We start from the raw sequence: 26134 nt of genomic DNA, 5'->3' as shown, positions 1-26134 counted from the left end.
CCTGAACCCATGGACGGCACCGTTCTGATTGCTGACGACGATCGCACCATCCGCACGGTGCTGACGCAGGCGCTGACCCGCGCTGGATGCCGCGTCCACGCCACGGGCAGCCTGGCACAGCTGCTGAAATGGGTCGAGGAGGGGCGCGGCGACCTGGTCATCACCGACGTGATGATGCCCGACGGCAACGGCATCGACCGCATCCCCGCCATCCGCGAGGCGCGGCCCGACCTGCCGGTGATCGTGATCTCGGCCCAGAACACCATCGTCACCGCGATCCGCGCGACCGAGGCCGAGGCGTTCGAATACCTGCCCAAGCCCTTCGATCTGCCGGACCTGATGTCCAAGGCGAACCAGGCCCTGTCGCGCCGCCCGCGCAAGTCCGACCCGATCCCCGAACCGCTGCCCGCCCCGCGCGAGGCGGCGGACCCGGCCATGCCGCTGATCGGCCATGCGCCGTCGATGCAGGCGCTGTTCCGCATGGTCGCGCGGGTGCTGAACGCCGACCTGCCGGTGATCATCGCCGGAGAGGCGGGGGTGGGCAAGACCACCATCGCGCGCAGCTTTCACGAGCTGTCGGACCGGCGCGACCGGGGGCTTGCGGTCCTGACCTCGTCCGACGCGACCGAGGAGGCGATCGCGCGCGCCGCCGACAAGGCCCGCGGCGGCACGATCATCATCGAGAACCCGGCCGGGTTCGACACAGGCGCGCAGGCCCGCCTGATCGGCCTGATCGAGACGATGGAGGCCGGCCCCGACCGCGCCCATGCGCCCCGCATCGTGGCGACCACCGGGTCCGATCCGCAGGCCGACGTGGCGGCCGGGCGGTTGCGGTCGGACCTGTATTACCGCCTGGCGGGCGTCACCGTCAGCGTGCCGCCCCTGCGCGCGCGGGTGGACGACATCCTGCCGCTGGCGGCGCATCTGCTGGCCCGTGCCGCCGCGCAGGGCCTGCCGGAGCGGATGCTGTCGGACGATGCGGCCGCCATGCTGCGCGCCCATCCGTTTCCGGGCAACGTCCGCGAGCTGGAGAACATGATGCGCCGGCTGGCCCTGACCGCCAGCGGCCCCGCCATCAGCACCGCCGAGATGCGCGAGGCGCTGTCCCAGCAGTCGGGGCACCGCACCCCCGCAGCGGCGCCGGTATCGGCCCTGACGCCCGCGCCCGAACCCGCGGGCGTCGTCAGCCTGCCCCAGGTCGGATCGCGCCTGTCGGATTCGGTCGAGGCGCATCTGCAGCGCTATTTCGACCTGCATGGCGACGCGCTGCCGCCGCCGGGCCTTTATGACCGCATCCTGCGCGAGGTGGAACGCCCGCTGCTGCAGGTGGCGCTGGATGCGACCGGCGGAAATCAGCTGCGTTGTGCCGATCTGCTGGGGATCAACCGCAATACGTTGCGCAAGAAACTGACCGAGCTGAATATCGAGGTGACACGGAGGCGCAAACTGATGTAAAACCGCCACAGGGACCAGCGCGAAGGACACGCGCGCCCGCAACAAAAGCCGCGAAAGACGGCAAGTGGGGGATATGGCAGGTTTGGCATCGGGGCTCAGCTGGGACAGGCTGGCCCGTATCCGATTGCCCCGACCGTGGCGCGGGGCGCTGACCTGGGGCATCGTGCTGTCGGGCGTGGCGCTGGCCGTGGCGACGCTGGCGGTGATGGGGCCGTTCGGTCGGGGCATGCAGGGCGCGACCCTGCGGGTGGTCCTGCTGGCGGATCTGGCCTTTCTGATCGTGCTGATCGGGTTCATCGTCGCGCGCATGGCGCGGCTGATCTCGGCCCGGCGCAGCACGGCGCCCGCATCGCGCCTGCATGCACGGCTGGTCGCGATCTTTGGGGGGCTGGCGCTGGTGCCCACAGTGCTGGTCGCGCTGTTCGCGGGATTTCTGGTCAACATCGGGCTGGAGGGCTGGTTCTCCGACCGCGTGCAGCAGGTCGTGACCACGTCCCAGGCCGCGGCCGAGGCCTATCACGCGGAACATCGCGGCGATCTGACCGAGGATGCGCGCGCGCTGGCCAGCATCCTGACCCGTGCGGGGCGCGCCAATCCCCTGATCGAGGACGGAGAGATGCGCGAGCTGCTGGTGCAGGGCCAGGGCCTGATCCAGCGTGGCCTGCGCGAAGCCTATATCATCAACGGTGCCGGAGAGATCCGCGCCCGGGGCGAGCGGAGCTATCTGTTCTGGTACGAGGCGCCGGGTGCCGACCAGCTGGACCGCGCGCAGGCCGACGGCATCGCCCTGATCGAGGATTGGGCGAATGACGAGTTCCGGGCACTTGTCGCGCTTCCGCCTCTGGCCGACCGATACCTGTACGTGACACGCGACGTGGATGGCGACCTGTTGGGGCTGGTGGACGACACACGGGCGACCGCGGGCGATTACCGCCAGCTGGAGGCGATGCGCAGCCAGGTCCTGTTGGAGTTTTCGCTGGTCTATCTGGGGTTTGCGCTGCTGCTGGTGGCGGCGGCGATCTGGCTGGGGCTGTGGTTCGCGTCCCGCCTGTCGCGGCCCATCGGTCTTCTGGCGCAGGCGACCGACCGCGTGGGGCGCGGCGATCTGGACGTGCAGGTTCCCGAGGTCCGCACCGGGGACGAGATCCAGACCCTGGGCCAGGCCTTCAACCGCATGACCCGCCAGCTGAAGACGCAGCGCGAGGAGCTGGTCGAGAGCTATCGCCTGTCCGATGACCAGCGGCGGCTGTTCGACAACGTGCTGACCTCGGTCACGTCGGGGGTCATCGGGCTGGACGCGGCCGGAGAGATCGACTTCGTCAACCGCTCGGCCAGCCGGCTTCTGGGGCTGGATGCGAAACGCGATATCGACGCCCTGCTGTCCGAGGTGGTGCCGGAATTCGCGCCGCTGTTCGCGCGCCTGTCCGCCTCGGTCGCCGAGACGATCCAGGACGAGGTCCGCCTGATGCGCGAGGGCCGGGTGGAAAGCCTCTTGGTCCGCATGGCCGTGCGCCGGGGCGCGGACGGCGCGCTGGAGGGATACGTGGTGGCCTTCGACGACGTGACCGAACTGGTCAGCGCGCAGCGGATGGCCGCCTGGGGCGACGTCGCCCGCCGCGTGGCCCATGAGATCAAGAACCCGCTGACGCCCATCCAGCTGTCCGCCGAACGCCTGCGCCGCAAGTTCGGCCCGCTGGCGGCCGAGGGCGACCGCGCCGCGCTGGATCAGTACACCGAGGTGATCATCCGCCAGACGAACGACCTGCGCCGGATCGTGGACGAGTTCAGCCGCTTTGCCCGGATGCCCGAACCCGACCGGGCCGAGACCGACCTGGCCGCGCTGCTGCGCCAGGTGCTGCTGTTGCAGCAGGATGCCCTGCACGCGACCATCGTCCGCGACATTCCGGAGGAGCCGGTGATCGTCGACTGCGACGCGGGGATGATGCGCCAGGCGCTGACCAACCTGCTGAAGAACGCCGGAGAGGCCATCGACGAACAGGCCGCGACGGCGATCCCCGGCTGGACGCCGAAGATCGCCGTCGCGCTGGAGGTGCAGCCCGAATCCGTCTGCATCCGCATAACCGATACCGGGCCGGGCCTGCCCGCCGACCGGTCGCGGCTGTTCGAACCCTATGTGACGCTGAAAAGCCACGGCACCGGGCTGGGCCTGCCCATCGTCAAGAAGATCGTCGAGGAACATGGCGGCAGCCTGTCCCTGACCGATGCGCCCGATCCGCCGGGTGCCATGGCCGAGATCCGGCTGCCCCGCGAACGCCATCCCGTGCGGGGGCCCAAGACCAAGAGCAGACAAGAAAAAGACGAGGCGACACCATGAACGACATCCTGATCGTCGATGATGAACGCGACATCCGCGAACTGATCGCCGACATCCTGCGCGACGAAGGCTTTGACACCCGCATGGCCGCGAATTCGGACGAGGCCGTGGCGGCCCTGAACGACCGCGAGCCGTCGCTGATGATCCTGGACATCTGGCTGAAGGACAGCCGCATGGACGGGATCGACATCCTGAAACAGGTCAAGCGCAACAATCCCGACGTGCCGGTGATCATCATCTCGGGGCATGGCAACATCGAGATCGCGGTCGCCGCGATCAAGCAGGGGGCGTACGATTTCATCGAGAAGCCCTTCAACATCGACCAGCTGATGGTCGTCATCAACCGCGCGATGGAGACCGCCCGCCTGCGCCGCGAGAACAGCAGCCTGCGGCGCGGCGGTGACCGCGTGGCCGACATGCTGGGCCAGTCCGCGGCCTTCAAGCGGCTGCGCGACGCGCTGGACAAGGTGGCGCGATCCAACGGTCGGGTGATGCTGGCGGGCGAACCCGGCACCGGCAAGGAAAGCGCCGCGCGCTATATCCACGCGCACAGCCCGCGCGCGTCGGCGCCCTTCGTCACCGTCCCCTGTGCCACGATCGAGCCCGAGCGCATGGAGGAGGTGCTGTTCGGCCGCGAATCCCCCGAACGCGGGATAGAGCCGGGCCTGCTGGAGCAGGCCCATGGCGGCATCATCTATTTCGACGAGGTGGGCGACATGCCCATGGGCACCCAGCCCAAGATCCTGCGGGTGCTGACCGAACAGCAGTTCGTGCGCGCGGGCGGCGCGGACAAGGTGCGGGTCGACCTGCGGGTGCTGTCGTCGACGAACCGCGACCTGGTGGCGGAGATCGCCGCCGGCCGGTTCCGGCAGGAGCTGTTCGACCGGCTGAACGTGGTGCCCATCGCGGTGCCGTCGCTGGCCGACCGGCGCGACGACATCGCGGCCCTGGCGCGCCATTTCATTGAGCAGTTCCACAAGAGCCAGGGCCTGACGCCGCGCGATCTGCCCGAGGAGACCGTGGCCGCGCTGCAGTCGATGCGCTGGCCCGGCAACATCCGCCAGCTGCGCAACGTCATTGAACGCGTGCTGATCCTGGCGGAAAGCCACGGGCCGATCCTGCCGTCCGAACTGGAGCCCCAGGGGGCCACGCCGGACAACAGCGACACGCTGAGCCTGGGGCCATCGGTCACCGCGATGGCGCTGCGCGAGGCGCGCGAGCTGTTCGAGCGCGAATACCTGGTTGCCCAGATCAACCGGTTCGGCGGCAACATCAGCCGCACCGCGCAGTTCGTCGGCATGGAGCGCAGCGCGCTGCACCGCAAGCTGAAGTCGCTTGGTGTCGTCGGCGGGATGCGCGGCGAGGACGAGTTGATGATGGGCAAATAGCCTGCCGCTTGCGCGGACCGCGCGCCCGGCTTAGGCAAGGGGGCGCGGGACAGGAAGGGTGACGCATGAAGATCATCATCTGCGGGGCAGGGCAGGTCGGCTGGCAGATCGCGCGCCACCTGTCGGGCGAGCGCAACGATGTCACCGTCATCGACAACAATCCCGACCTGGTGCGCCGGGCCACGGAATCGCTGGACGTGCAGGGGGTGACGGGTTTTGCCAGCCATCCCGACATCCTGGACAGCGCCGGCGCGCGCGACGCCGACCTGATCATCGCCGCGACCCATTCGGACGAGGTGAACATGGTCACCTGCCAGGTCGCGCATTCGATCTTCCAGGTGCCGCGCAAGATCGCCCGCCTGCGGTCGGGCGCCTATCTGGACGCGATCTATTCCGATCTGTACCGCACCGAGCACCTGCCCATCGACGTGGTCATCAGTCCCGAACGCGAGGTCGCGCTGGCCGCCCTGCAGCGCCTTTCGGCGCCGTCGACCTTCGACGTCGAGACCTTCATGGACGGCAAGATCCAGCTGCTGGGGATCGACCTGGAACCGGACTGCCCGGCGCTGAATACGCCGCTGCGCCAGCTGACCGAGCTGTTCTCCAGCCTGCGTGCCATCGTGGCGGGGGTGCGCCGCAAGGGGCGGCTGTTCGCGCCCGAGCCGGGTGATCAGCTGTTCGCCGAGGACCAGATCTATGTCTTCTGCCACATCGACGACGTGGCGCGCACGCTGGACATCTTTGGCAAGCCCGCCCGCAAGCAGGAGCGCGTGACCATCATCGGGGCGGGCAATGTGGGCCTGTCGGTGGCGCAGGCGCTGGAGGCGCGGCCGGACCGCATCCGCGCCAAGCTGATCGAACGCGACCGGGGGCGTGCCGAATTCGCGGCCGACCGTCTGGAACGGACCATCGTGCTGAACGGCGACGGCTTGTCCGCCGAGATCCTGGACGAGGCCGCCGTTCCCCAGGCCGACGCCGTCCTGGCGGTCACCGACGACGACAAGACCAACATCCTAGCCTCGGTGCGCGCCAAGCAGGCGGGGGCGAAAATGGCCATTGCGCTGATCAACGATCCCACGCTGGTGCCGCTGATGGGGGCGCTGGACATCGACGCCTATATCAACCCGCGATCGACGACCGTGTCCACGATCCTGCGCCACATCCGTCACGGGCGCGTGCGCGACATCTATTCCGTCGGCGATGCCGAGGCCGAGGTGATGGAGGCGCAGGTCCTGTCCACCAGCCCCATGGCGGGCCGCGCGATCCGCGACATCGACTTCCCCGAAGGCGCGCTGCTGGGTGCGGTCCGCAAGGGCGATCGGGTGGTCAAGCCGCTGGCCGACACCCGCATCGACGAGGGCGACATCGTGCTGATCTTTGCCCTGACCAAGGACGTCCCCGAAGTCGAGCGCCTGTTGCAGGTCTCCATCGACTTCTTCTGAGGGTCGGGGGATGACGGGCTTTCTTCTGCGAATGCCGCTGCTGGTACTGCTGGTCGGGCTGGCGGCGGTGCTGATGCTGGCGCCCGCGGGCTTTGCCTCGGTCACGGGATACGCCGCAATCGCGCGCAACTTCTTCTATGCGGCGCTGCTGACGCTGACCTTCTGCGGGCTGATCGGGCTTGCGGCGCAGGCCAACCCCCGCGGCCAGACCGCGCGCGAGATGCTGCTGCTGATGCTGGGGGTCTATGGGCTGCTGCCGCTGCTGCTGGCCGTGCCCTTTGCGGAAAGCCAGCCCGACACGGGGTTCTTCAACGCCTGGTGGGAGATGGTGTCGTCGCTGACCACCACCGGGGCGTCGCTCTATTCGGCCGACCTGCTGCCGCTGCCGCTGCATCTGTGGCGGTCGATGGTGGGTTGGATGGGGGGCTTTTTCGTGCTGGTGGCGGCGGTCGCGATCCTGGCGCCGCTGCGCGTCGGCGGGTTCGAGATCATGTCGAACCCCTATGGCCGCGAGGAATACCGCGAGCACCTGCCGCCGTCGGACCAGCCGCGCCGCCCGGTCCTACACCTGTCCGATCCCAGCTTCGACACGCAGCTGGCCGATCCCGCCAGCCGGCTGGGCCGCGCCGCGCTGCAGGTGGGCCCGCTCTATCTGGGCTTCACGCTGGTGCTGTGGGTGGGGTTGCTGATGCTGGGCGATCCGTCCTTCGTGGCGCTGACGCGGGCGATGGGGACGCTGTCGACGTCGGGCATCTCTCCGGTGATCGGGCCGTCGGGCGAGGCTTCGGGCATTCCCGGAGAGATGCTGGTCTTTATCTTCCTGATCCCTGCCCTGTCACGGCGCTTCTGGCCCGGGGGCGCGGAACTGCGCGCGACCGAGCGGCTGATCGAGGACCCCGAACTGCGCATGGCGCTGGGCCTGGTCCTGGGGGTGGGCGTCATGCTGTTCCTGCGCCATTTCCTGGGCGCGATCGAGGTCGACCGCGCGGCGCCCCCCGATCCGACCGGCATGGCCGAGGTCAGGCGCGCCCTGTCGGCCATGTGGGGCAGCATGTTCAGCGCGCTGAGCTATCTGACCACGACCGGCTGGACCTCTGTCGCCTGGGCGGGGGCGCGGTCCTGGTCGGGGCTGGACGCGCCGGGGCTGGTCCTGGCGGGGCTAGCACTGATGGGGGGCGGGATCGCCACGACCGCGGGGGGCGTCAAGCTGCTGCGCGTCTATGCGCTGGCCACCCACGGCCAGCGCGAGATGGAGCGGATCATCCACCCCCATTCCGTGTCCGGCGGCGGGCGAATCGCCCGCAGGTTGCGTCGCGAAGGCGCCTATCTGGCCTTCATCTTCTTCATGCTGTTCGCGATTTCGATCGCGCTGGTGGTCAGTTTGGTGTCCATCCACGCCATCGAGTTCGAGACCGCGACCATCCTGTCCATCGCCGCGCTGACCAATGCCGGCCCGCTGGCCAGCGCCATTCCCCTGACGCCCGCCTTCGAAGGCACTGCCGGCATCGCCTCCGCGCCGTGGGAGGGTTGGTCGGGCCTGCCCGATTTCACCAAGGCGGTGCTGGCCTGCGCGATGGTCCTGGGCCGGATCGAGACGCTGGCGGTGCTGGCGCTGTTCTCTCCGGAGTTCTGGCGCCGCTAGGTGTGGCCCAAATGTTGCCTTCGCGTTTTCGCGAAATCCGCCATGCTTGCATGGGGTGGGGCATCGGCTTAGATGTTGAACGGACAGGGACAGTGAAAAACGGACGATAAACAAATGGCTGGCGACAAGCAGAACCTGCAGGATGCGTTCCTGAACCATGTCCGCAAGGCCAAGGTGCCCGTCACCATCTTTTTGATCAACGGTGTCAAGCTGCAAGGCGTCATCACCTGGTTCGACAACTTCTGCGTCCTGCTGCGTCGCGACGGACAGTCGCAACTGGTCTATAAGCATGCGATCAGCACGATCATGCCGGGCCAGCCCATCACCCTGTACGAAGGCGAGGATTGATTGGCCGAACTGACGGAAACCGCAGCCAAGCCGACACGCGCCTATGTGATCCACCCCGATCTGGGCCGCGCCCGTACCCAACGGCGCGAGCCCGAGCATGCGTTGGCCGAGGCCGTGTCGCTGGCCCTGGCCCTGCCGGGCATCGAGATGGTCGGGTCCGAGGTCGCCAACCTGCGCGAACCCAATGCCGGCAAGCTGTTCGGCAAGGGCAAGCTGGCCGAGATCAAGGAGCGCCTTGAGGCGCTTGAAGTCGAACTGGTGCTGATCGACGGGCCGGTGACCCCGGTCCAGCAGCGCAACTTGGAGAAGGATTGGGGCGTCAAGCTTCTGGACCGGACCGGGCTGATCCTGGAGATCTTTGCTGACCGCGCCCGCACCCGCGAGGGCGTCCTGCAGGTCGAGCTGGCGGCGCTGTCCTATCAGCGCACGCGGCTGGTTCGTGCCTGGACCCACCTGGAGCGTCAGCGCGGCGGGTTGGGCTTCGTGGGCGGTCCCGGCGAGACGCAGATCGAGGCCGACCGTCGCGCCATCGACGACCAGATGACGCGCCTGCGCCGGCAGCTGGACCGCGTGGTCAAGACCCGCAGCCTGCACCGCGCATCGCGTGCGAAGGTGCCCTATCCGATCGTCGCGCTGGTGGGATACACCAACGCCGGGAAATCGACGCTGTTCAACCGGCTGACCGGGGCAGACGTGTTCGTCAAGGACATGCTGTTCGCGACGCTGGACCCGACCATGCGGGCGATCCGCCTGCCTGACGCGCAGGGCGCGAATTCGGGGCGCAAGGTGATCCTGTCGGACACGGTGGGCTTCATCAGCGATCTGCCGACCGAGCTGGTCGCGGCCTTCCGCGCCACGCTGGAGGAGGTGCTGGAGGCCGACCTGATCCTGCATGTGCGCGACATCAGCCACCCCGAGACCGAGGAGCAGGCCCACGACGTGGCCGCGATCCTGGACAGCCTGGGCGTGGACGAGGACGTGGCCGCGATCGAGGTCTGGAACAAGATCGACGCCCTGGGCGACGACACCCGGGCGGCCTTGCGTCGCACCGATGCCCGCACCGAGGGCGTGCAGGCGGTCAGTGCCCTGTCGGGCGAGGGGCTGGACGACCTGATCGCCGCCATCGACCGTCAGCTGGGCGAGGTTCTGGACGAGCCGCGCGTGGAGGGGCAGGTCGTGCTGGATTTTGCCGATGGGCGCAGCCGTGCCTGGCTGCACGAGGCCGGCGTGGTCGAGCGTGAGGAGGCAGGCGAGGACGGGCTGCATCTGGATCTGCGCTGGACCGCGCGGCAGAAGGGCGCGTTCGAGGCGTTCACCGGCTCGGCCACCGAGGCCGACGAGGATGACGAACCCGAAGAGCCGCGCAGCGGCGGGTGGCACCCGGCGGACTGAGCCCGTTGCGTCCCGCGACGGAAGGGCGGGGGGCCAGCCCCCCGCACCCCCCGCCGGGATGGGGCTGCGCCCCTCCCGGACCCTCCCCCAGATCAGGCAGGCATTTCGTGTGACCAGGGCGGGTTGGCACCGGGGCGCGAGACGGTGACGGCGGCGGCCTGCGCGCCTAGCGTCAGCGCCGCGTGGATCTGGGCGGGGGTGATCGCCGCGATGGCGTCCTTGGTCAGCAGGCCCTGGCGGTCCAGCGAGGCCAGCACGCCCGCGTTGAACGTATCGCCCGCGCCGATCGTGTCGGACACGGTGGCGCGCACGGCGGGGGCGTGGACTGTCTCTCCGGCCCAGATCGCCTTGGCGCCGGCCTCTCCTCCGGTCTGCAGGACCAGCTTGGGGCCGGTGGCCAGCACCGCGCGGGCGGCGTCTTCGGGCGACAGGTCGGGGTGCAGCCATTCAAGGTCGTCGGCCGACAGCTTGACGATATCGGCCATGGGCAACAGCCGGGCCAGCCGCGCACGATAGGCGCCCGCATCGGTGATGAAGAACGGCCGGATGTTGGGATCGATCATCACCGGCAGGCGGTCGTGATGCTGCGCGATCAGCGCCTCGATGGTGCCGCCGCAGGGGTCGGGCACCAGGCTGATGCCGCCGGCGAAGAGCGCGGTCACGGTATCAGGCAGCGGCCCGATATCCTCGGGCAGCAGCATCCGCCCGGCGGAGCCCTCGTCGTAGAAGGAGTAGCGCGCCTCGCCGTTCGTCAGCGTCACCAGCGCCAGCGTGGTCAGCCGGTCGGTGCGGGGGCACAGGTCGGTGTTCACCCCGGCCTCGGCCAGCGGCCGCAGGATCTGGTCACCGAAGGGGTCGCGGCTGATCGGCCACAGATAGCCCGTGTCCTGGCCAAGCCGCCCAAGCGCGATGGCGGTGTTGTAGACCGCGCCGCCGGCCAGCGGGCGGAAGGTGCCGTCGGACGGCACCATGTCGATCAGCGATTCGCCTGCGCACAGGATCATGGTCGGTCCCCCTTGGTTCGGCCCTATTGGGTCAGATACAGGATGGCTGCTAACGCTACCAGTGCCACGGCGACGGCCCCGGCGATTTTCCATGCCGAATACGGGCGTTCGCCCATGACCTTGCCGGTCTGGCCATTGACCACGAAGCGGTAGCTTGCGCCGTTGTAGCGATAGGCCGCCGCCCAGATCGGCAGCAGCACGTGCTTGAAGGTCTCGTTCACGAAGCGGCTGTCGACGTGATCGACGCGCTGTTCCGCGCCGCCGATGCTGCGGCGGGCGTCCTGGTGGATGACCTGCGCCATCTGCTGGCGCGCAGCCCCGTGACCGTCCGCCAGGGGGACGGTGTACCCCTCTGCCTCGAACCCCGACAGAAAGCGGGGGTCGTATTCCGCCACGGCCGACAGATCCCAAGGCTTCATCGCCTCGGAGAAGCGCGGCGGCAGCGCGGTCGATGCGGGGATCAGCACGTCGTTGAACTGGCGCGCGACCTGACCCGACACCGGGGTCCAGCGGATGCGGCGTTCCTGGCGGCTGACCGTCTGCGTCCGGCCGTTCACGGTCTGGGTGCTTTGCACCATGACGTAATACGCATCGCCCCGCTGGCCGCGATAGCGCGACGTCGTGTCGGCGTCGAAGGTCCAGAAGGGGGAATAGATCCCGCTCAGACGCCGATCCTTGCGCGCATAGGCCGTCAGGCCGGAGGGCGCAAACCACAGGCTGCCCAGCCACGCCTTCATTGCGGCGCGGGCCTGCGCCTCGGTCAGGGTAAAGGGCATCACCCCCTGCGGCTTGATGCGGCGGGTGGGGCCGGTGTCGGTGACGACCGGCGTTGCGCAGAAGGGGCAGGCGCTGGCGTGATGGTCGGCGTCCAGATCGACCTGTGCCCCGCAGTTCGGACAGGACAGGGTACGGACGGTCTGCACGATGTCCGCGGCACCCTGGGACAGATCCAGCCCCTCGGCCAGGGGGATCTCGCGAAGCGCGGGGCCCGGCGCGCGCGGGCCCTCGGACCATTGCAGGGCGGGGTCGGCGCTGCTGTCATCGGCCTTGCGCCCCGGCGCGCGGGCGGGGCCGGGGCCGATGGCCTGGCGGTGGCCGCACCAGTCGCAGACAAGCTCCTGCTGGCCGGGGCGAAAGGTCAGGCTGGCTCCGCATTGTCCGCAGGGAAAGCGGTGTTCGGCCGGGATCATCCGGTCCTCAGCGCGGCAGGGGCGGCGGCGTCGCACCAAGGATGGCGGCCAATGCCGGGACCTGACCGGCCTCCAGCCAGCCATCTTGGCCTTCGGTCCAGACCAGCGTGGCAGGGGTCAGGCGCCCCTCGGCCACAAGCCGCGGCAGGTCGGATTGCGCAAAGGGCCCCGAGGCCGCGCCGTCGATGGCCACATGCCAGCGCGGTGCCGTGCCGCCGGGCAAGGGCGGCGGGGCCGCCGGCGGCGCTGCGGGTTGCGGGGCGGCCGAGGGCACGGCGCCCCAGGGTCCGCGCATCGTGGCGCCCATGGCGGCCCCCATTGCGGCGCCCAGGCCGGCACCGGCGCCCCCCTCGTTCCGCGCGGCCGCCAGCATGGCCTCGGACGCGGCATACTGGCCGAAACGATCCAGATCGCCGATGATCCCCATGCTGGTGCGCTTGTCCAGCATCGCCTCGACCTCGGCGGGCAGGCTGATGTTCTCGATGTAGAATTCCGGCAGGACCAGGCCATAGGCCTCGATCACCGGGGCAATGGCCTTGGCGACCAGCCCACCCAGCTGGTCGGTGTTTGCGGCCATGTCCAGAACGGGAATGTTCGACGCGGCGATGGCGCGGGAAAACTCCTGCACGATCACGTTGCGGATCTGGAAGGTGATCTCGTCGCGGGTGAAGTCGCCATCGGTGCCGACGATCTCGGACATGAACCGGGCGGGGTCGCTCACCCGCATCGCATAGGTGCCGAAGGCCCGCAGGCGGACCGGGCCGAATTCGGGGTCACGGGCGATGATGGGGTTGCGGGTGCCCCATTTCAGATCGTTGAAGCGGGTCGTGCTGACGAAATAGACCTCGGACTTAAAGGGGCTGCGAAAGCCGTGGTCCCAGTGCTGCAGGCGCGTCAGCACCGGCAGGTTGTTCGTCTCCAGCAGGTACAGGCCGGGGCCGAACACGTCGGCCAGCTGGCCCTCATGGACAAAGACGGCGGCCTGACCCTCGCGGACGGTCAGCTTGGCGCCATACTTGATCGCGCGCCCGACGGTGTCGAAGCGCCAGACCATCGTGTCGCGGTCGTCGGCCGTCCATTCGATGATCTCGATGAATTCGCCGCCCAGGATGTCGAAGATGGACATAGGTGCCTCCCGCTGACCTCGCCCCTTTCTAGGGGCGGGCCGGGGACGGGATCAAGCGTTCTCGCCCAGCAGCTCGGTCGCGATGCGGCGGACGATGGGGGCGGCCTCCGCCTCGGACATGCCGGGACGCAGGCGGGGATCATAGAGGATCCGCAGCAGCAGCTCGTCATGGCGCGTCAGCAGCGCGAATTCCTCGTCGTCGTTGAAGATCGACGGACGCGCACCGGGGCTGTCATTGGCCAGCCCCATTCCCTGCGCCAGCTCCTCGTGGATGCAGGACGTGCGCAGCAGCGGCGGCAGTTCGGCCCGGATCACCGCCACGGCGCGGGCATAGTCGGCAGCCGCGCCCTGCGAATAGGCGAAGACCGCGCAACTGATCGCGGCGGGCAGGTCCGTCATGATCGACACGTCCTGCGCCGGGATGCCCGGCACAAGCTGGGCCAGGCGCGGGCCGATGGCCCGGCGCTCATCCTCGGTCAGGACCAGGATGGTAAAATTTCCGCCCTCGGCCGTCAGCGACACGGGATGGCGCGTGGCGTCCGACAGGCGGCCCGCGAAATCTGCGACCTCCGATCGCCAGGCGGGGCGGGCGGCCATGTCGGTCGAGGCGCCGAATTCCAGCTGCATCCGCACCGGACCCTGCCAGCGGCGCAGGGGCGCCGCGCGGGACTGCGACACCAGCCCGCCGTCGGTCTGGCTGTATTCGTCGCGCAGCGCGATGTCGATGAAGTTGCGGGTCAGGATCTCGGCGTCGATCGGCGCGTCCAGCGGGGTCCGGTCGCGGCGCAGGCGACCCTGCGCCACCAGCCGCCGTTCCGCCGCGGCATAATAGTCACGCTGTGACTGGCTGGCTTGGCTGGGCGAGGCCGAAGCCTGGCGCGCAACGGCATTCGCGGCGCGGTTGCGCTCGGCCCGCGCGCGGCGCAACTCGGCCTGGCTTTGCGCGGCCGAGGCGGCCTCGGGACGTGCCTGCGGGCGCGGAGAGCCGGGCGTGTCCGTGAACGGGTCGGGGGCGCAGCCGCCCAGCAGCAGCGCCAATCCCAGGGCGGGGGCAGCCAGGCGCCGCATCAGCGCCGCCCACCGGGGCCGGTGACGGCCGCAGGCTGCCGCGAGGATGCCGCCGCCAGCGCATCGCGCAGTTCGGCCTCCATGCGCACCAGTTCGGTCTCGGCCGAGGCGCGCCGCGAGCGACCTTCGTCGGCGATGCGCAGGCTGTCCTCGATCGTGGCGATAAGCTGGGCGTTGGCGGTCTGAACCGCCTTGATGTCAAAGACGCCGCGTTCCGTCTCGGCCCGGATCTGGGCGTTCGCCTGACGCAGGTTGTCAGCGTTGCGCGTCAGCAGCTCGTTGGTCAGGTCGTTGGCCTCCTTGACCGCGCGGGCGGCCTCGGCGCTGCGCTGGATGGTGACGGCCTGGGCCAGCTGCGTCTCCCACAGGGGCACCGTGTTCACCAGGGTCGAGTTGATCTTGGTGACCAGCGACTTGTCGTTCTCCTGCACCAGCCGGATGGAGGGCAGCGACTGCATCGTCACCTGGCGCGTCAGCTTCAGGTCGTGGACGCGGCGTTCCAAGTCGTCGCGCAGGGTGCGCAGGTCGCGCAGCTCCTGCGCCTCGATCACCTGGTCGGGCTGCGCCTTTGCGGCCAGTTCGGCCTCCTTGGCGGGGATCGTCTCTCGGTCCAGCTCGGCCAGCTTTTCGGTGCCGGCGGCGATGTACAGGGCCAGCTCGTCATAGAAGGTCAGCGTGCGGTCATACAGGATGTCCAGCGACTTGATGTCCTTGAGCAGCTTCTGCTCGTGCCCCTCCAGCTCGGCCGTGATGCGGTCGATCTGGGTCTGGACCTGTTCATAATTCGCCACGAACTTGGCAAAGGGCGCCGACCGGCCCAAAAGCCTTTCCCACCAGCTGCGGCTTCGGCGCATGTCCAGCTCGCTGGTCGAGAACCCGCGGATCGTGGTCACGACCTCGCGCAGGCTGTCGCCGGCCGGACCGACCTCCTTGGCCTTGACATCGGCCAGCATGGACTGGCTGATCTGCTGCAGATCGGCCTGCGCACGGGTGCCGAAGCGGAGGATGGAATTGCTGTCCTTCAGGTCGATCTCGGCCATGCGGGCGCGGATCTGGGCCTGGACGGCGGGGTCGGCATCGGACAGGGACTGCGCCGCAGGAGCAGGCTCGGGCAGCGGGGCCGAGGCGATCGCCTCGATCTGGGCCTGGGCAGCTTCGGCGCGGCGTTTCGTCTCGTCACTCATCGGCATGTCCCCTTGTCGGCCATCCGCCCGTCGGGCGGTTCCGTTGTCGCAGCATATGACTAATTTCCGCGGCTTCAACGACGGCCAGACCGGAAAGTTTCGTCACATGGCAGGGCGGACACAGCGGGTGGTGCGGATGGGCCACAAGCGCGGCCCATCCGGTGGTGTCAGGCCGCGGCCTTGCGCCCATAGAAGCTGTCACCCTTGGCGGCCATGTCGCGCAGCATCTGCGGCGCCTTGAAGCGGGCACCGTGCGCGGCCTCCAGCCGGTCGCAGATCTCGACCGCCTTCTGCGCGCCCAGGATGTCCAGCCAGCCGAAGGGACCGCCCGACCAGGGCGCAAAGCCCCAGCCCAGGATGGCGCCCACATCCCCTTCGCGGATGTCCTCCAGCACGCCGTCCTCCAGCGCGCGAACGGCTTCCAGACTTTGCGCGAACATCAGGCGGTGCTGGATCTCGTGCAGGTCGGGCTGATCGGCGCTGCGCGGGTACTGCGCGTCCAGACCCTCCCACAGGCCCTGCCGCTTGCCGTCCTCATAGGCATAGAAGCCCGCGCCGCCCTTGCGTCCCATCCGGCCCTGGTCGGCCATCCAGAACAGCACGTCGTCGACCGCGCCGTCGGGATAGGCATCGCCCATCGCGGCCTTGGTCGCCTTGGCGATCTTGACGCCCAAGTCGATCGAGGTCTCGTCGACCAGCTGCAGCGGACCCAGGGGCATGCCCATCATCTTGGCGGCGTTTTCCACCAGCGTGGGGTTCACGCCCTCGGCCACCATGCGGATGCCTTCGTTGATATAGGGGATGATGCAGCGGTTGGCATAGAAGAACCGTTCGTCGTTCACGACGATGGGGGTCTTGCGGATCTGGCGCACGAAATCCAGCGCCTTTGCGACCGCCACGGGACCGGTTTCCTTGCCCTTGATGATCTCGACCAGCAGCATCTTGTCGACCGGGCTGAAGAAGTGGATGCCGATGAACTGCTGGGGGCGCGCGCTGGCACGCGCCAGATCGCTGATCGGCAGGGTCGAGGTGTTGGTCGCAAAGATCGCGTCCTGCGGGATCACGGCCTCGGCCTTCTTCGTCACCTCGGCCTTGACCGACGGGTCCTCAAAGACCGCCTCGACGATCAGGTCGCAGCCCTGCAGGGCGGCGTAATCCGTGGTGGCGGTGATGCGGTCCAGCACCTGGGCCTTCTTCTCCTCGGTCGCCTTCTTTCGGCTGATGGCCTTGTTCAGAAGGCCCGTGGAATAGGCCTTGCCGCGGTCGGCGCTGTCCTGGGCCGCGTCGATCAGCACGACCTCGATCCCGGCCATGGCGCTGACATAGGCGATGCCCGCGCCCATCATGCCCGCACCCAGGATGCCGACCTTGCGGACGGTCTGGTCGGGGGCCTCGGGGCGGTTCGCGCCCTTCTCAAGGGCTTCCTTGTTAATGAACAGGCTGCGGATCATTGCGGTGGACGAAGGGTTCATCAGCACGTTGGTGAACCAGCGCGCCTCGATCTTCAGCGCCTGGTCGAACGGCACCATCGACCCCTCATAGACCGCCGACAGCAACGCCTTGGCCGCCGGATAGACGCCCATCGTCTTGCCGTGCACCATCGCGGATGCGCCCACGAAGGTCATGAAGCCCGCCGGGTGGAACGGCTCTCCGCCCGGCATTTTGTAGCCCTTGGCGTCCCACGGCTTGACCAGGTCGGCCTCCTTGGCCTCCAGCACCCAGGCCTTTGCGGCGGCCAGCGGGTCTTCGACGACTTCGTCGATCAGCCCGGCCGATTTCGCCTTCTTGGGGTCCGACAGCTTGCCCTCCAGCAGGAAGGGTGCGGCCATCATGGCGCCCAGCTTGCGCGTCAGGCGGGTGGTGCCGCCAGCGCCGGGAAAGATGCCGACCATGATCTCGGGCAGGCCGATCTTGGCCTTGGCATTGTCGGCCGCAAAGATGCGATGCGTCGCCAGCGGCAGTTCCAGCCCGATGCCAAGCGCGGTGCCGGGCAGGGCGCTGGCGATCGGCTTGCCGCCCTTCTTGGTCTTGGGGTCCATGCCCGCCAGTTCGATCTTGCGCAGCAGGTGGTGCAGCGTCATCACGCCGTCGAACACGCCCTGCGCGCCATTCGCGTCCTTCATGCCCGCGATGACCTTCAGGTCCATCCCGGCGGCAAAGTCCTTCTTTCCGCTGGTGATGACGATGCCTTTGACGGCATCGTCGGCCAGCGCGTCGTCGATCAGCCCGTTGAGGGCGGTCGCGCCGTCCATCGACAGCACGTTCATCGACTTGCCCGGCACGTCCCAGGTGATCACCGCGACGCCGTCGGCGCCTTTTTCCATCGTGAAATCGGTCATGTCCGGGCTCCTCACACGCGTTCGATGATAGTGGCCGCGCCCATGCCGGACGCGATGCACAGGGTCGCCAGACCCATGGTCTTGTCCTGCCGCTCAAGCTCGTCCAGCAGGGTGCCGATGATGATCGCGCCGGTCGCGCCCAGGGGGTGGCCCATCGCGATGGCGCCACCGTTCACGTTGACCTTGGAATGGTCCACGTCGAAGGCCTGCATGAAGCGCAGCACCACGGATGCGAAGGCCTCGTTCACCTCGAACAGGTCGATGTTGCCGATGGACAGGCCGCTGTCCTTCAGGATCTTCTCGGTCACGGGAACCGGGCCGGTCAGCATGATCGTGGGGTCGGTGCCGATCTTGGCGGTGGCGCGGATGCGCGCGCGGGGCTTCAGGCCATGGGCCTGCCCGAATTCCGCGTTGCCGATCAGCACGGCGGCGGCGCCGTCGACGATGCCGCTGCTGTTGCCGGCGTGGTGGATGTGATCGACATGGGTCAGGTGCGGGTATTTCAGCATCGCGACCTTGTCAAAGCCGGGCATCATCTCGCCCATCTCCTTGAAGGCCGGGCGCAGCTTGGCCAGATCGTCCGCCGTGGTGCCGGGGCGCATGTATTCGTCGCGATCCAGGATGGTCAGGCCGTTCTGGTCCAGCACCGGGACGATGGATTTGGCAAAGCGGTTGTCGGCCCAGGCCTGCGCCGCGCGGCGCTGGCTTTCCAGCGCCAGCGCATCGGCGTCTGCGCGGCTGAAGCCGTATTCGGTCGCGATGATGTCGGCGCTGATCCCCTGCGGTACGAAGTACGACCGCATGGCCAGTCCCGGATCGACCGCGATGGCCGCCCCGTCGCTGCCCATGGCAACGCGGCCCATCATCTCGACCCCGCCGGCGATATAGGCCTGGCCCGCGCCGCCCTTGATCTGGTTGGCGGCCAGGTTCACGGCCTCCATGCCAGACGCGCAAAAGCGGTTGATCGACAGGCCGGGAATGCTCTGGTCCAGGTCCGATGCCAGCACGGCGCTGCGCGCCAGGCAGCCGCCCTGTTCCTTGACCTGGGTCACGTTGCCCCAGATGACATCCTCGACCGCGTGGCCTTCCAGCCCATTGCGGTCCTTGACGGCGTTCAGCAGGCGCGCCGACAGCGCCAGCGAGGTGACCTCGTGCAGGCTGCCATCGGGGCGGCCCTTGCCGCGCGGCGTGCGGGCGGCGTCATAGATGAATGCGTCGGTCATGTGTCCTCCTTGGGCGCCCGGTCGGATGGGTTGCCGGGCATCAGATCATATGGGTGTTTCCAGCCGGGCAGCGCGGCGATGCCGTCCAGCCAGCGATCGATATGGGGCCAATCCTTGCGGTCAAAGCCGAAGGGCTCGGGATAGTACAGGTAACCGCACAGCGCGAAATCGGCGATGGTCGGGCCGCCGGGTGCGACCCAGTCGCGGTCAGCCAGATGCGCTTCCAGCACCTGATAGGCCCCTTTCAGCCGTCCCTGCAGGTATTCCGCGGCTCCTGCCGGACGCTTGTCCGCGGGCAGGAAGTTCAACAGGAACCGCGCCGGTCCCGCCTGGCCCGAGACCTTGTGGTTGTCAAACATCAGCCAGCGCAGCGTCTCGTTGCGGTCGCTGCCCAGGAACCTGCCGGTGCGTTCCGCGACGTGCAGCTGGATGACGGCCGATTGGGTCAGGGTCACATCGCCCTCACGGAACACCGGGACCTCGCCCATCGGGTTCAACGCCCGAAATGCGGGGCTGCGCCCCTCTCCGTTAAAGAAGTCGACGTAGACGGGCTGCCAGTCATAACCCGCCACTTGCATCGTCAGGGCCGGTTTGTAGGCGTTCCCGGATTCGCCAAAGCACCAGAGTTGCGCGGTCATCTTTCCTCCTCGACGCCGGGGGCTGCGCGCCCCCGGACCCCCCGCAGGGTATTTGGGCAAAGAAGAAGCGGCGTTAACCACTTCTTCAACTGAGCGGCATTAGTCTGGTCCTGCGGTACAGGCTGGGGAGCCGATGACCGCCAAAGGAGAAGTCGCCCCGGCCTGTGGGCCGACAACGCCTGACCCGACAACAATCGGGAGAGGTCGGGGCGCATCCTGCTTCTTCTTTGCAAAAATACCCAATCCGACCTCTCCGCCCTTGCTGCCGGATCAGAAGGCTTCTGCCTCCAGCTCCATCACCGTGGCTGCTCCGGATTGGATGCGGGCCAGATGCGTGGCGGTCATCGGCAGCTGCCGTTTCATGTAGTAGCGGCCGGTTGCCAGCTTGGTCTTGTGGAACGCCGGGTCCGCGGTGCCCGCATCCAGCGCCGCCTGTGCGGCGACCGCCATCCGGGCCCACATGTAACCAAGGGTTACGTGACCAAACAGGTGCATGAAGTCGTAGCTGCCCGACAGCGCATCGTTCGGGTTCTTCATGCCGCGTTCCATGAAGAACATGGATGCCGCCTGCAGGTCCTTGGACGCGGCCTTCAGCGGTTCGATGAAGTCGCCGGCCAGTGCCTGATTGCCGGACTGTTCCTTGCAGAACGATTTGACCATGTCGAAGAAGGCCATCACATGCTTGCCGCCATCCTGGGCCAGCTTGCGGCCGACCAGGTCCAGCGCCTGCACGCCGTTCGCACCTTCGTAGATCATGGTGATGCGGGCATCGCGGACGAACTGGCTCATGCCCCATTCCTCGACATAGCCGTGGCCGCCGAAGACCTGCTGGGCCAGGACCGTCGCCTCGAAGCCCTTGTCGGTCAGAAAGCCCTTGATGACCGGGGTCATCAGCGACACCAGCCCCTCGGCGTCCTTGTCGCCGGCCAGGTGGCCGCGGTCGATCAGATGCGCGCCCCACAGCGCCAGCGCGCGAGCACCCTCGATAAAGCTCTTCTGGTCCAGCAGGCTGCGGCGGATGTCGGGGTGCACGATCAGCGGATCGGCGGCGCCCTGCGGATTCTGCGCGCCGGTCACCGCACGGCCCTGCAGGCGGTCCTTGGCATAGGCCAGCGCGTTCTGATAGGCGGGCACCGCCGCGGCATAGCCCTGCAGGCCCACGCCCAGACGCGCCTCGTTCATCATGGTGAACATGGCGCGCATGCCCTTGTGCAGGTCGCCCAGCAGCCAGCCTTTCGCGCCGTCATAGTTCATCACGCAGGTCGCGTTGCCGTGGATGCCCATCTTGTGCTCCAGCGCGCCCACCGACACGCCGTTGCGATCGCCCAGAGAGCCGTCCGCGTTCACCAGGAACTTCGGCACGATGAACAGGCTAATGCCCTTGGTGCCCTCGCCGCCGCCGGGCGCCTTGGCCAGGACCAGGTGGACGACGTTCTCGGCCATGTCGTGATCACCGGCCGAAATGAAGATCTTCTGGCCCGTGATCAGATAGCTGCCGTCATCCTGCGGTTCCGCCTTGGTGCGCAGCAGGCCCAGATCGGTGCCGCAATGCGGTTCCGTCAGGTTCATTGTGCCGGTCCAGTCGCAGCTGACCATCTTGGGCAGATAGGTCTGCTTCTGGTCGTCGGTGCCGTGAGCGTGGATCGCAGAATAGGCGCCGTGGGTCAGGCCCTGGTACATGTTGAAGGCCATGTTGGCCGACACGAACATCTCTCCGGTGGCCACGCCCATGGTGTAGGGCATGCCCTGGCCACCGTATTCGGGGTCGCAGTCCAGCGCGGTCCAGCCGCCCTCCTTGACCTGCTCGAACGCCTCGCGGAAGCCCTTGGGCGTGCGGACGACGCCATTCTCCAGAACGCAGCCTTCCTGGTCGCCGGACAGGTTCAGGGGCGCCAGCACCTCGGCGGACAGCTTGCCGGCGGCTTCCAGCACGGCCTCGGTAAAGTCGGGGGCCAGTTCGTCATGGCCGGGCAGGTCGGATTGCGACAGCTTCAGAACGTCGTGCAGGACGAACTGCAGGTCGCGGATCGGGGGCGTGTACGAAGGCATGTCGGGATCCTTTACGGCTGTTCTGTGGGGGCTGCGGAAAGCCGGCCTTCGGCATCCAAGATCTGCTGGCGAAGGTCGGCGATCGCCTCGCTCAGTTCGGCATATTGCCGTTCCATGTCCGCCAGGCGGTCGCGGCCGACATCGATCGTGGCCGCGATCTGCGCGCGGTTCGTGCCGCCGGGTTCGTACAGCTGCAGCAGCTGGCGGATCTGTTCCAGGCTGAACCCGAAGCGCTTGCCGCGCAGGATCAGGATCAGCCGGGCCCGGTCGCGCCGGTCATACAGCCTGTGCTGGCCGCGGCGCTGGGGAAAGATCAGCTCTCGTGCCTCGTAGAACCGCAGCGTGCGCGGGGTCACGTCAAAGGCGTCGCACATCTGGCGGATGGTCATCAGATCTTCGGACATGGGTGCGGCTCCTCCTCAAACCGGCTTTCCGTCCTTCCCTGAACATAGCCCCAAGTTGACGCGAACGTAAGCAGGACGCGGCGTCACAAGGGCGCGTGCCGCCGCGTCAGCCCATCTTGGCCAGTTCGGCCACGGTGGTCTGGCGCAGCTGGTCCAGGTCCGCCCGCGCCGCCGTCAGGTCGGCGATCTGCCCGTCCAGCACGGCCAGCTGCCGGTCGGCCATGTCGATCCAGACCTGGTACTGCTCGCGAGAGCCCTTCTTGTCATAGATCTGCAGCCACTGGCGGATCTCCTCCAGGCTGAAGCCGAAGCGCCGCCCGCGCAGAATCAGGGTCATGCGGGCGACCTCGCGCGGGCCATAGAACCGGGCGCGGCCTTCCTTTCGGGGCTGCAGCAGTTCGATGTATTCGTAATAGCGCAGCGTGCGGGGCGTCACCTCGAACCGTGCGCACATGTCCTTGAAGCTGATGCGGTCTTCGGTCACCCGGCACCTCCCTGGAAGATTTCCCTTGGCGTCAACCTAAGCGCAGCCGCATCCTTTCTCAACCGAATCGCGCGCCGGGGCTTGATCCGGGTCCCGACCGGACGCTACCCCTCGCGCAAAGAAGGACGCCCCATGACCGATCCCGACGATCACGCCCGCATCGCCCAGCAGTTCATCGAGGCGATCCCCCATGCGCGCGCCCTGGGCATGCGGGTCGAGGAGATCGGCGCGGGCCGCGCCACGATCAGCATGCCTTGGGCCGAACACCTGGTCGGCGATCCGCGCACCGGGGTGATCCACGGGGGTGTCGTCTCGGCGCTGATGGACACCTGCTGCGGGGCGGCGGTGATGGCGCATCCGACGAACCCGCGATCGACCGCGACGATCGACCTGCGCATCGACTACATGCGGGCCGCTACGCCGGGACAGCGGATCACCGCGCGGGCCGAATGCTATCACATGACCCGCAGTGTGGCCTTTCTGCGCGCCGTGGCCCTGGACGAGGACGAGGCCAATCCCGTCGCCGCCGCCACCGGCGCCTTCACGGCGGAGCGGTGATCATGGGCGACCGCAACGAACCCCTGCACCAGATCAAGTCGCGCCGCGATTCGGCCCTGGCGGCGATGGTCACCGGCGTGCCCTACATGACCTGGCTGGGCATCCGCTTCGACCGGCGCGGGGACGAACTGACCGCGATCCTGCCCTATGACGACAAGCTGATCGGCAACCCGATGCTGCCTGCGATCCATGGCGGGGTCACCGCGGCCTTCCTGGAGGTCACGGCGATCATCGAGCTGGGCTGGGCCGCGATGTGGGAGGATCTGGAATCAGGCCGCATCGCCCCCGACGCGGCCGTTCCCGACAGCCTGCCACGGCTGCCCAAGACCATCGATTTCACCGTCGACTACCTGCGCTCGGGCCTGCCGCGCGACGCCTATGCCCGCGCCCGCGTGGTGCGGTCGGGACGCCGCTATGCGTCCGTCCATGTCGAGGCGTGGCAGGACAACCGCGCCCGCCTGATCGCCCAGGCCACCGGTCACTTCCTGATGCCGCAGCCTTGAGCCTGCTGACCCACCGCCGGGTGCTGCAGATCGCGGTGCCCATCGTGCTGTCCAACCTGACGGTGCCGTTGCTGGGGCTGGTCGATACCGGCGTGGTGGGCCAACTGGGCCAGCCGCAGGCCATCGGCGCGGTGGGGATCGGCGCGATCATCCTGACGTCCATCTACTGGGTGTTCGGGTTCCTGCGCATGGGCACGTCCGGTCTGGTGGCGCAGGCGCATGGCGCGGGCGACGCGCCCGAGGTCGGCGCCCATCTGCTGCGCGCGCTGGCCATCGCCGCCGCCGCGGGGCTGGTCTTCATCGCGCTGCAGGCGCCGATCTTCTGGGCGGCCTTCCGGCTGGCCCCGGCCTCGGATGCGGTCGAGGCGCTGGCCCGCGACTATCTGGCGATCCGGATCTGGGGCGCGCCTGCGACCATCGGATTGTACGCGATCACCGGCTGGCTGATCGCGGTCGAACGCACCCGTGCGGTGCTGGCGCTGCAGCTGGTGCAGAACGGGCTGAACGTCGCGCTGGATGTGTGGTTCGTGCTGGGCCTGGGGCTGGGCGTGGCGGGCGTCGCCTGGGCCACGCTGATCGCGGAGCTGTCCGGCGTGGCGCTGGGCCTGTGGCTGGCGCGGCACGTGCTGGGACAGGCGCGGCGCGCGGCGGGGCTGTGGGCGCGCGACCGGCTGACGCGGCTGGCGCGGGTGAACAGCGACATCATGATCCGGTCGGTCCTGCTGCAGGGCTGCATGACCAGCTTCCTGTTCCTGGGGGCGGGGCAGGGCGACGTGCCGCTGGCCGCGAACCAGGTGCTGCTGCAGTTCGTGGCGCTGACCGCCTATGCGCTGGACGGGTTCGCCTTTGCCGCCGAAAGCCTGGTGGGACAGGCCGTGGGCGCGCGCCGGCCGGACCGGGTGCGGCGGGCGTCGCTGCTGACCTCGGCCTGGGGGCTGGGGGGTGCGGTCGTGATGGGGCTGGTCTTCATCGTCGCGGGGGGCGCGATCATCGATCTGCTGACCACTTCGGACGCGGTGCGGCAGGCGGCGCGCATCTATCTGCCCTGGCTGGCGCTGGCGCCTCTGATCGGGGTGGCGGGCTGGATGCTGGACGGCATCTTCATCGGGGCCACGCTGACGCGGGACATGCGCAACGCGATGATCCGGTCGGTGGCGGTCTTCGCGGCCTGCGTGCTGATCCTGCCGCCCTTCTGGGGCAACCACGGCCTGTGGGCCGCGCTGATGGCGCTGAACCTGGCCCGCGCGGTGACGATGCTGCGCCGCTATCCCAATGCCGAGGCCGCCGCCGCCTAGCCCGCCATGCGGCGCAGCAGGCGGTCGCGCAGTACGACCTGGTGGAACAGCGCCATGGCGATATGGCCCAGGATCAGCACGCCCATCACCCAGGCCAGCTCTCCGTGAAAGTTCGACCCGATGTCGGTGGCAGTCTTGACGACCTGGTCCGGGGCGCGCGGCGCGAAGATCTGGAACCCGAAGGGCGCAAAGCCCCGTTCCCCGCCCCAGGCCCGCAGCAGCGCCGCCGAGGGAACCGCCAGCATCAGCGCATAGAGCGCGACATGCCCCAGCCTTGCCGCATGGCCCAGCAGGCCCGCCCGGCGGGGCGGGCGACGATCACGGTTCACGGCAGCCCAGACCACGCGCAGGACGATCAGCACGAACAGGATGGTTCCGACCTGGGTGTGGTTGGCGGTCAGTGCGACGGCCAGGGGCGCCTCGTCGCCCAGCAGGCTTTCAGACAGCATGCCGCCGAACTGCCACGCCATCAGGGCGGCGATTCCCCAATGAAGCGTCCGGGTCACGGCTCCATAGCGGTCCTGATTGTCCCAAAGCATGTTCCGGCATCCTGTCGTTGATAGGGCAGACCCTTTCATCCCACGGTTCGGCAGGAACGCGACGGCAAAAATGCCGGGTCACCAAAGCTTGACCCCGGCTGCCTTGCGCGCGTGCACCGCGGGAAGGAATGGAAAAGGGGGGCGCGATGCCCCCCTGATCCGGTCTGCTGACGATGGCGGCTCAGGTCTCGTCGATGACCTGGCGGCGGGCCTCGTCCATCAGGCGGGCCATCTGCGCGCGGATCGTTTCGGCATCGGCGACGCCTGTCAGGTCGGCCTCGACCTTGCGGAAGACGTCCTCCTCTCCGGGCTCGGCGAAATCGGCGCTGACGACGGTCATGGCATAGGCGCGGGCGTCGTCGCCGGTCTTGCCCAGCTGTCCGGCCGCCCATTCGCCCAGCAGGCGGTTCCGGCGCGCCTCGGCCTTGAAGCGCAGGTCGGCGTCATGGGCGAACTTGGATTCGTAGGCGCGCTCTCGATCGTTGAACGTGGTCATCGGGCCCTCCTGTGCGGCGTCTGGGACAAGAT

At 68.4% G+C, this 26134-nt stretch carries 23 protein-coding genes; 10 read left to right on the top strand and 13 right to left on the bottom strand.

The features are described 5' to 3' along the window. Nucleotides 1–9 precede the first annotated feature (9 nt). The 7 genes from SY26_RS14725 to hflX all read left to right on the top strand — a co-directional run bounded on the left by SY26_RS14725 (nt 10) and on the right by hflX (nt 10002). Nucleotides 10–1455 (top strand): sigma-54 dependent transcriptional regulator, encoded by a 1446-nt coding sequence (locus tag SY26_RS14725; RefSeq protein WP_046001117.1) that lies wholly within the window; start codon nt 10–12, stop codon nt 1453–1455. A 73-nt stretch (nt 1456–1528) separates the two neighbouring features. Continuing rightward, nucleotides 1529–3790, top strand: coding sequence for a PAS domain-containing sensor histidine kinase (locus SY26_RS14720; RefSeq protein ID WP_046001116.1), 2262 nt, complete (start codon nt 1529–1531; stop codon nt 3788–3790). After that, a complete protein-coding gene (locus tag SY26_RS14715) occupies nt 3787–5178 on the top strand; it encodes a sigma-54 dependent transcriptional regulator (protein ID WP_046001115.1) in 1392 nt (463 codons plus the stop codon). The genes SY26_RS14720 and SY26_RS14715 overlap by 4 nt, the downstream gene beginning before the upstream one ends. Before the next feature lie 65 nt (nt 5179–5243). Beyond that, on the top strand, nt 5244–6620 hold the full coding sequence (gene trkA, locus SY26_RS14710; protein WP_046001114.1) for a Trk system potassium transporter TrkA: 1377 nt from the start codon (nt 5244–5246) through the stop codon (nt 6618–6620). Nucleotides 6621–6630: 10 nt separating this feature from the next. Then, a complete protein-coding gene (locus tag SY26_RS14705) occupies nt 6631–8262 on the top strand; it encodes a TrkH family potassium uptake protein (protein ID WP_046001113.1) in 1632 nt (543 codons plus the stop codon). A 114-nt stretch (nt 8263–8376) separates the two neighbouring features. Continuing rightward, nucleotides 8377–8610 (top strand): RNA chaperone Hfq, encoded by a 234-nt coding sequence (gene hfq / locus SY26_RS14700; protein ID WP_042250201.1) that lies wholly within the window; start codon nt 8377–8379, stop codon nt 8608–8610. After that, complete coding sequence (hflX, locus tag SY26_RS14695; RefSeq protein ID WP_084693860.1) at nt 8611–10002, top strand: GTPase HflX; 1392 nt, start codon at nt 8611–8613, stop codon at nt 10000–10002. A gap of 92 nt (nt 10003–10094) precedes the next feature. Here the strand turns inward: hflX and SY26_RS14685 are convergent, their stop codons facing one another. The 11 genes from SY26_RS14685 to SY26_RS14635 form a co-directional block, all read right to left on the bottom strand. Then, nucleotides 10095–11006 (bottom strand): carbohydrate kinase, encoded by a 912-nt coding sequence (locus tag SY26_RS14685; protein ID WP_046001111.1) that lies wholly within the window; start codon nt 11004–11006, stop codon nt 10095–10097. Nucleotides 11007–11029: 23 nt separating this feature from the next. Further along, a complete protein-coding gene (locus SY26_RS14680; protein WP_046001110.1) occupies nt 11030–12196 on the bottom strand; it encodes a hypothetical protein in 1167 nt (388 codons plus the stop codon). A gap of 7 nt (nt 12197–12203) precedes the next feature. Beyond that, a complete protein-coding gene (locus SY26_RS14675; RefSeq protein ID WP_046001109.1) occupies nt 12204–13322 on the bottom strand; it encodes an SPFH domain-containing protein in 1119 nt (372 codons plus the stop codon). Between the two features lie 51 nt (nt 13323–13373). Further along, nucleotides 13374–14390 carry a DUF2927 domain-containing protein gene (locus tag SY26_RS14670; RefSeq protein ID WP_046001108.1) on the bottom strand — a complete coding sequence of 339 codons (1017 nt, stop codon included), beginning with the start codon at nt 14388–14390 and terminating at the stop codon, nt 13374–13376. After that, entirely contained in the window at nt 14390–15574 is a 1185-nt protein-coding gene (locus SY26_RS14665; RefSeq protein ID WP_046001107.1) for a toxic anion resistance protein, read from the bottom strand. The genes SY26_RS14670 and SY26_RS14665 overlap by 1 nt, the downstream gene beginning before the upstream one ends. A gap of 167 nt (nt 15575–15741) precedes the next feature. Continuing rightward, a complete protein-coding gene (locus SY26_RS14660) occupies nt 15742–17913 on the bottom strand; it encodes a 3-hydroxyacyl-CoA dehydrogenase NAD-binding domain-containing protein (RefSeq protein WP_046001106.1) in 2172 nt (723 codons plus the stop codon). An 11-nt stretch (nt 17914–17924) separates the two neighbouring features. Continuing rightward, nucleotides 17925–19136, bottom strand: a complete 1212-nt coding sequence (locus SY26_RS14655) for an acetyl-CoA C-acetyltransferase (protein ID WP_046001105.1) — start codon at nt 19134–19136, stop codon at nt 17925–17927. After that, entirely contained in the window at nt 19133–19774 is a 642-nt protein-coding gene (locus SY26_RS14650; protein ID WP_046001104.1) for a glutathione S-transferase family protein, read from the bottom strand. Before SY26_RS14650 ends, SY26_RS14655 begins: the two co-directional genes overlap by 4 nt. 270 nt (nt 19775–20044) lie before the next feature. Next, nucleotides 20045–21823 (bottom strand): acyl-CoA dehydrogenase C-terminal domain-containing protein, encoded by a 1779-nt coding sequence (locus SY26_RS14645; protein WP_046001103.1) that lies wholly within the window; start codon nt 21821–21823, stop codon nt 20045–20047. Between the two features lie 11 nt (nt 21824–21834). Then, on the bottom strand, nt 21835–22227 hold the full coding sequence (locus SY26_RS14640) for a MerR family DNA-binding transcriptional regulator (protein WP_046001102.1): 393 nt from the start codon (nt 22225–22227) through the stop codon (nt 21835–21837). A gap of 106 nt (nt 22228–22333) precedes the next feature. Continuing rightward, a complete protein-coding gene (locus SY26_RS14635; protein ID WP_206692757.1) occupies nt 22334–22681 on the bottom strand; it encodes a MerR family DNA-binding transcriptional regulator in 348 nt (115 codons plus the stop codon). Nucleotides 22682–22843: 162 nt separating this feature from the next. On the opposite strand from SY26_RS14635, the gene SY26_RS14630 reads away from it, so the two are divergent. The 3 genes from SY26_RS14630 to SY26_RS14620 are packed head-to-tail and all read left to right on the top strand — an operon-like array spanning nt 22844 to nt 25067. After that, nucleotides 22844–23269, top strand: coding sequence for a PaaI family thioesterase (locus SY26_RS14630; protein WP_045981990.1), 426 nt, complete (start codon nt 22844–22846; stop codon nt 23267–23269). A gap of 2 nt (nt 23270–23271) precedes the next feature. Further along, nucleotides 23272–23772: a PaaI family thioesterase gene (locus SY26_RS14625; protein WP_042247551.1), complete on the top strand. Its 501-nt coding sequence runs from the start codon at nt 23272–23274 to the stop codon at nt 23770–23772. Next, nucleotides 23769–25067 (top strand): MATE family efflux transporter, encoded by a 1299-nt coding sequence (locus tag SY26_RS14620; protein ID WP_046001101.1) that lies wholly within the window; start codon nt 23769–23771, stop codon nt 25065–25067. The genes SY26_RS14625 and SY26_RS14620 overlap by 4 nt, the downstream gene beginning before the upstream one ends. Here the strand turns inward: SY26_RS14620 and SY26_RS14615 are convergent. Together SY26_RS14615 and SY26_RS14610 are read right to left on the bottom strand one after the other, a co-directional pair. Further along, entirely contained in the window at nt 25064–25606 is a 543-nt protein-coding gene (locus SY26_RS14615; RefSeq protein ID WP_046001100.1) for a cytochrome b, read from the bottom strand. The genes SY26_RS14620 and SY26_RS14615 overlap by 4 nt on opposite strands. Nucleotides 25607–25787: 181 nt before the next feature. After that, nucleotides 25788–26102, bottom strand: coding sequence for a DUF1476 domain-containing protein (locus SY26_RS14610; RefSeq protein WP_046001099.1), 315 nt, complete (start codon nt 26100–26102; stop codon nt 25788–25790). Nucleotides 26103–26134 lie beyond the last annotated feature (32 nt).

The sequence above is a fragment of the Paracoccus sp. 228 genome (assembly GCF_000967825.1).
GTDB classification, from domain to species: Bacteria; Pseudomonadota; Alphaproteobacteria; order Rhodobacterales; family Rhodobacteraceae; genus Paracoccus; species Paracoccus marcusii.
This window is presented reverse-complemented; position numbering and strand designations above follow the sequence as displayed.

Excerpts from the sequence above, each read along its gene's own strand:
- SY26_RS14640 (WP_046001102.1), bottom strand. The coding sequence starts at position 22,227 with ATGTCCGAAGATCTGATGACCATCCGCCAGATGTGCGACGCCTTTGAC.
- SY26_RS14665 (WP_046001107.1), bottom strand. The coding sequence starts at position 15,574 with ATGAGTGACGAGACGAAACGCCGCGCCGAAGCTGCCCAGGCCCAGATC.
- trkA (WP_046001114.1), top strand. The coding sequence starts at position 5,244 with ATGAAGATCATCATCTGCGGGGCAGGGCAGGTCGGCTGGCAGATCGCG.
- SY26_RS14660 (WP_046001106.1), bottom strand. The coding sequence starts at position 17,913 with ATGACCGATTTCACGATGGAAAAAGGCGCCGACGGCGTCGCGGTGATC.
- SY26_RS14685 (WP_046001111.1), bottom strand. The coding sequence starts at position 11,006 with ATGATCCTGTGCGCAGGCGAATCGCTGATCGACATGGTGCCGTCCGAC.
- SY26_RS14725 (WP_046001117.1), top strand. The coding sequence starts at position 10 with ATGGACGGCACCGTTCTGATTGCTGACGACGATCGCACCATCCGCACG.
- SY26_RS14705 (WP_046001113.1), top strand. The coding sequence starts at position 6,631 with ATGACGGGCTTTCTTCTGCGAATGCCGCTGCTGGTACTGCTGGTCGGG.
- SY26_RS14680 (WP_046001110.1), bottom strand. The coding sequence starts at position 12,196 with ATGATCCCGGCCGAACACCGCTTTCCCTGCGGACAATGCGGAGCCAGC.
- SY26_RS14675 (WP_046001109.1), bottom strand. The coding sequence starts at position 13,322 with ATGTCCATCTTCGACATCCTGGGCGGCGAATTCATCGAGATCATCGAA.
- SY26_RS14625 (WP_042247551.1), top strand. The coding sequence starts at position 23,272 with ATGGGCGACCGCAACGAACCCCTGCACCAGATCAAGTCGCGCCGCGAT.
- SY26_RS14645 (WP_046001103.1), bottom strand. The coding sequence starts at position 21,823 with ATGCCTTCGTACACGCCCCCGATCCGCGACCTGCAGTTCGTCCTGCAC.
- SY26_RS14630 (WP_045981990.1), top strand. The coding sequence starts at position 22,844 with ATGACCGATCCCGACGATCACGCCCGCATCGCCCAGCAGTTCATCGAG.
- SY26_RS14610 (WP_046001099.1), bottom strand. The coding sequence starts at position 26,102 with ATGACCACGTTCAACGATCGAGAGCGCGCCTACGAATCCAAGTTCGCC.
- SY26_RS14615 (WP_046001100.1), bottom strand. The coding sequence starts at position 25,606 with ATGCTTTGGGACAATCAGGACCGCTATGGAGCCGTGACCCGGACGCTT.
- SY26_RS14655 (WP_046001105.1), bottom strand. The coding sequence starts at position 19,136 with ATGACCGACGCATTCATCTATGACGCCGCCCGCACGCCGCGCGGCAAG.
- SY26_RS14650 (WP_046001104.1), bottom strand. The coding sequence starts at position 19,774 with ATGACCGCGCAACTCTGGTGCTTTGGCGAATCCGGGAACGCCTACAAA.
- SY26_RS14670 (WP_046001108.1), bottom strand. The coding sequence starts at position 14,390 with ATGCGGCGCCTGGCTGCCCCCGCCCTGGGATTGGCGCTGCTGCTGGGC.
- SY26_RS14715 (WP_046001115.1), top strand. The coding sequence starts at position 3,787 with ATGAACGACATCCTGATCGTCGATGATGAACGCGACATCCGCGAACTG.
- SY26_RS14720 (WP_046001116.1), top strand. The coding sequence starts at position 1,529 with ATGGCAGGTTTGGCATCGGGGCTCAGCTGGGACAGGCTGGCCCGTATC.
- SY26_RS14635 (WP_206692757.1), bottom strand. The coding sequence starts at position 22,681 with ATGTGCGCACGGTTCGAGGTGACGCCCCGCACGCTGCGCTATTACGAA.
- hfq (WP_042250201.1), top strand. The coding sequence starts at position 8,377 with ATGGCTGGCGACAAGCAGAACCTGCAGGATGCGTTCCTGAACCATGTC.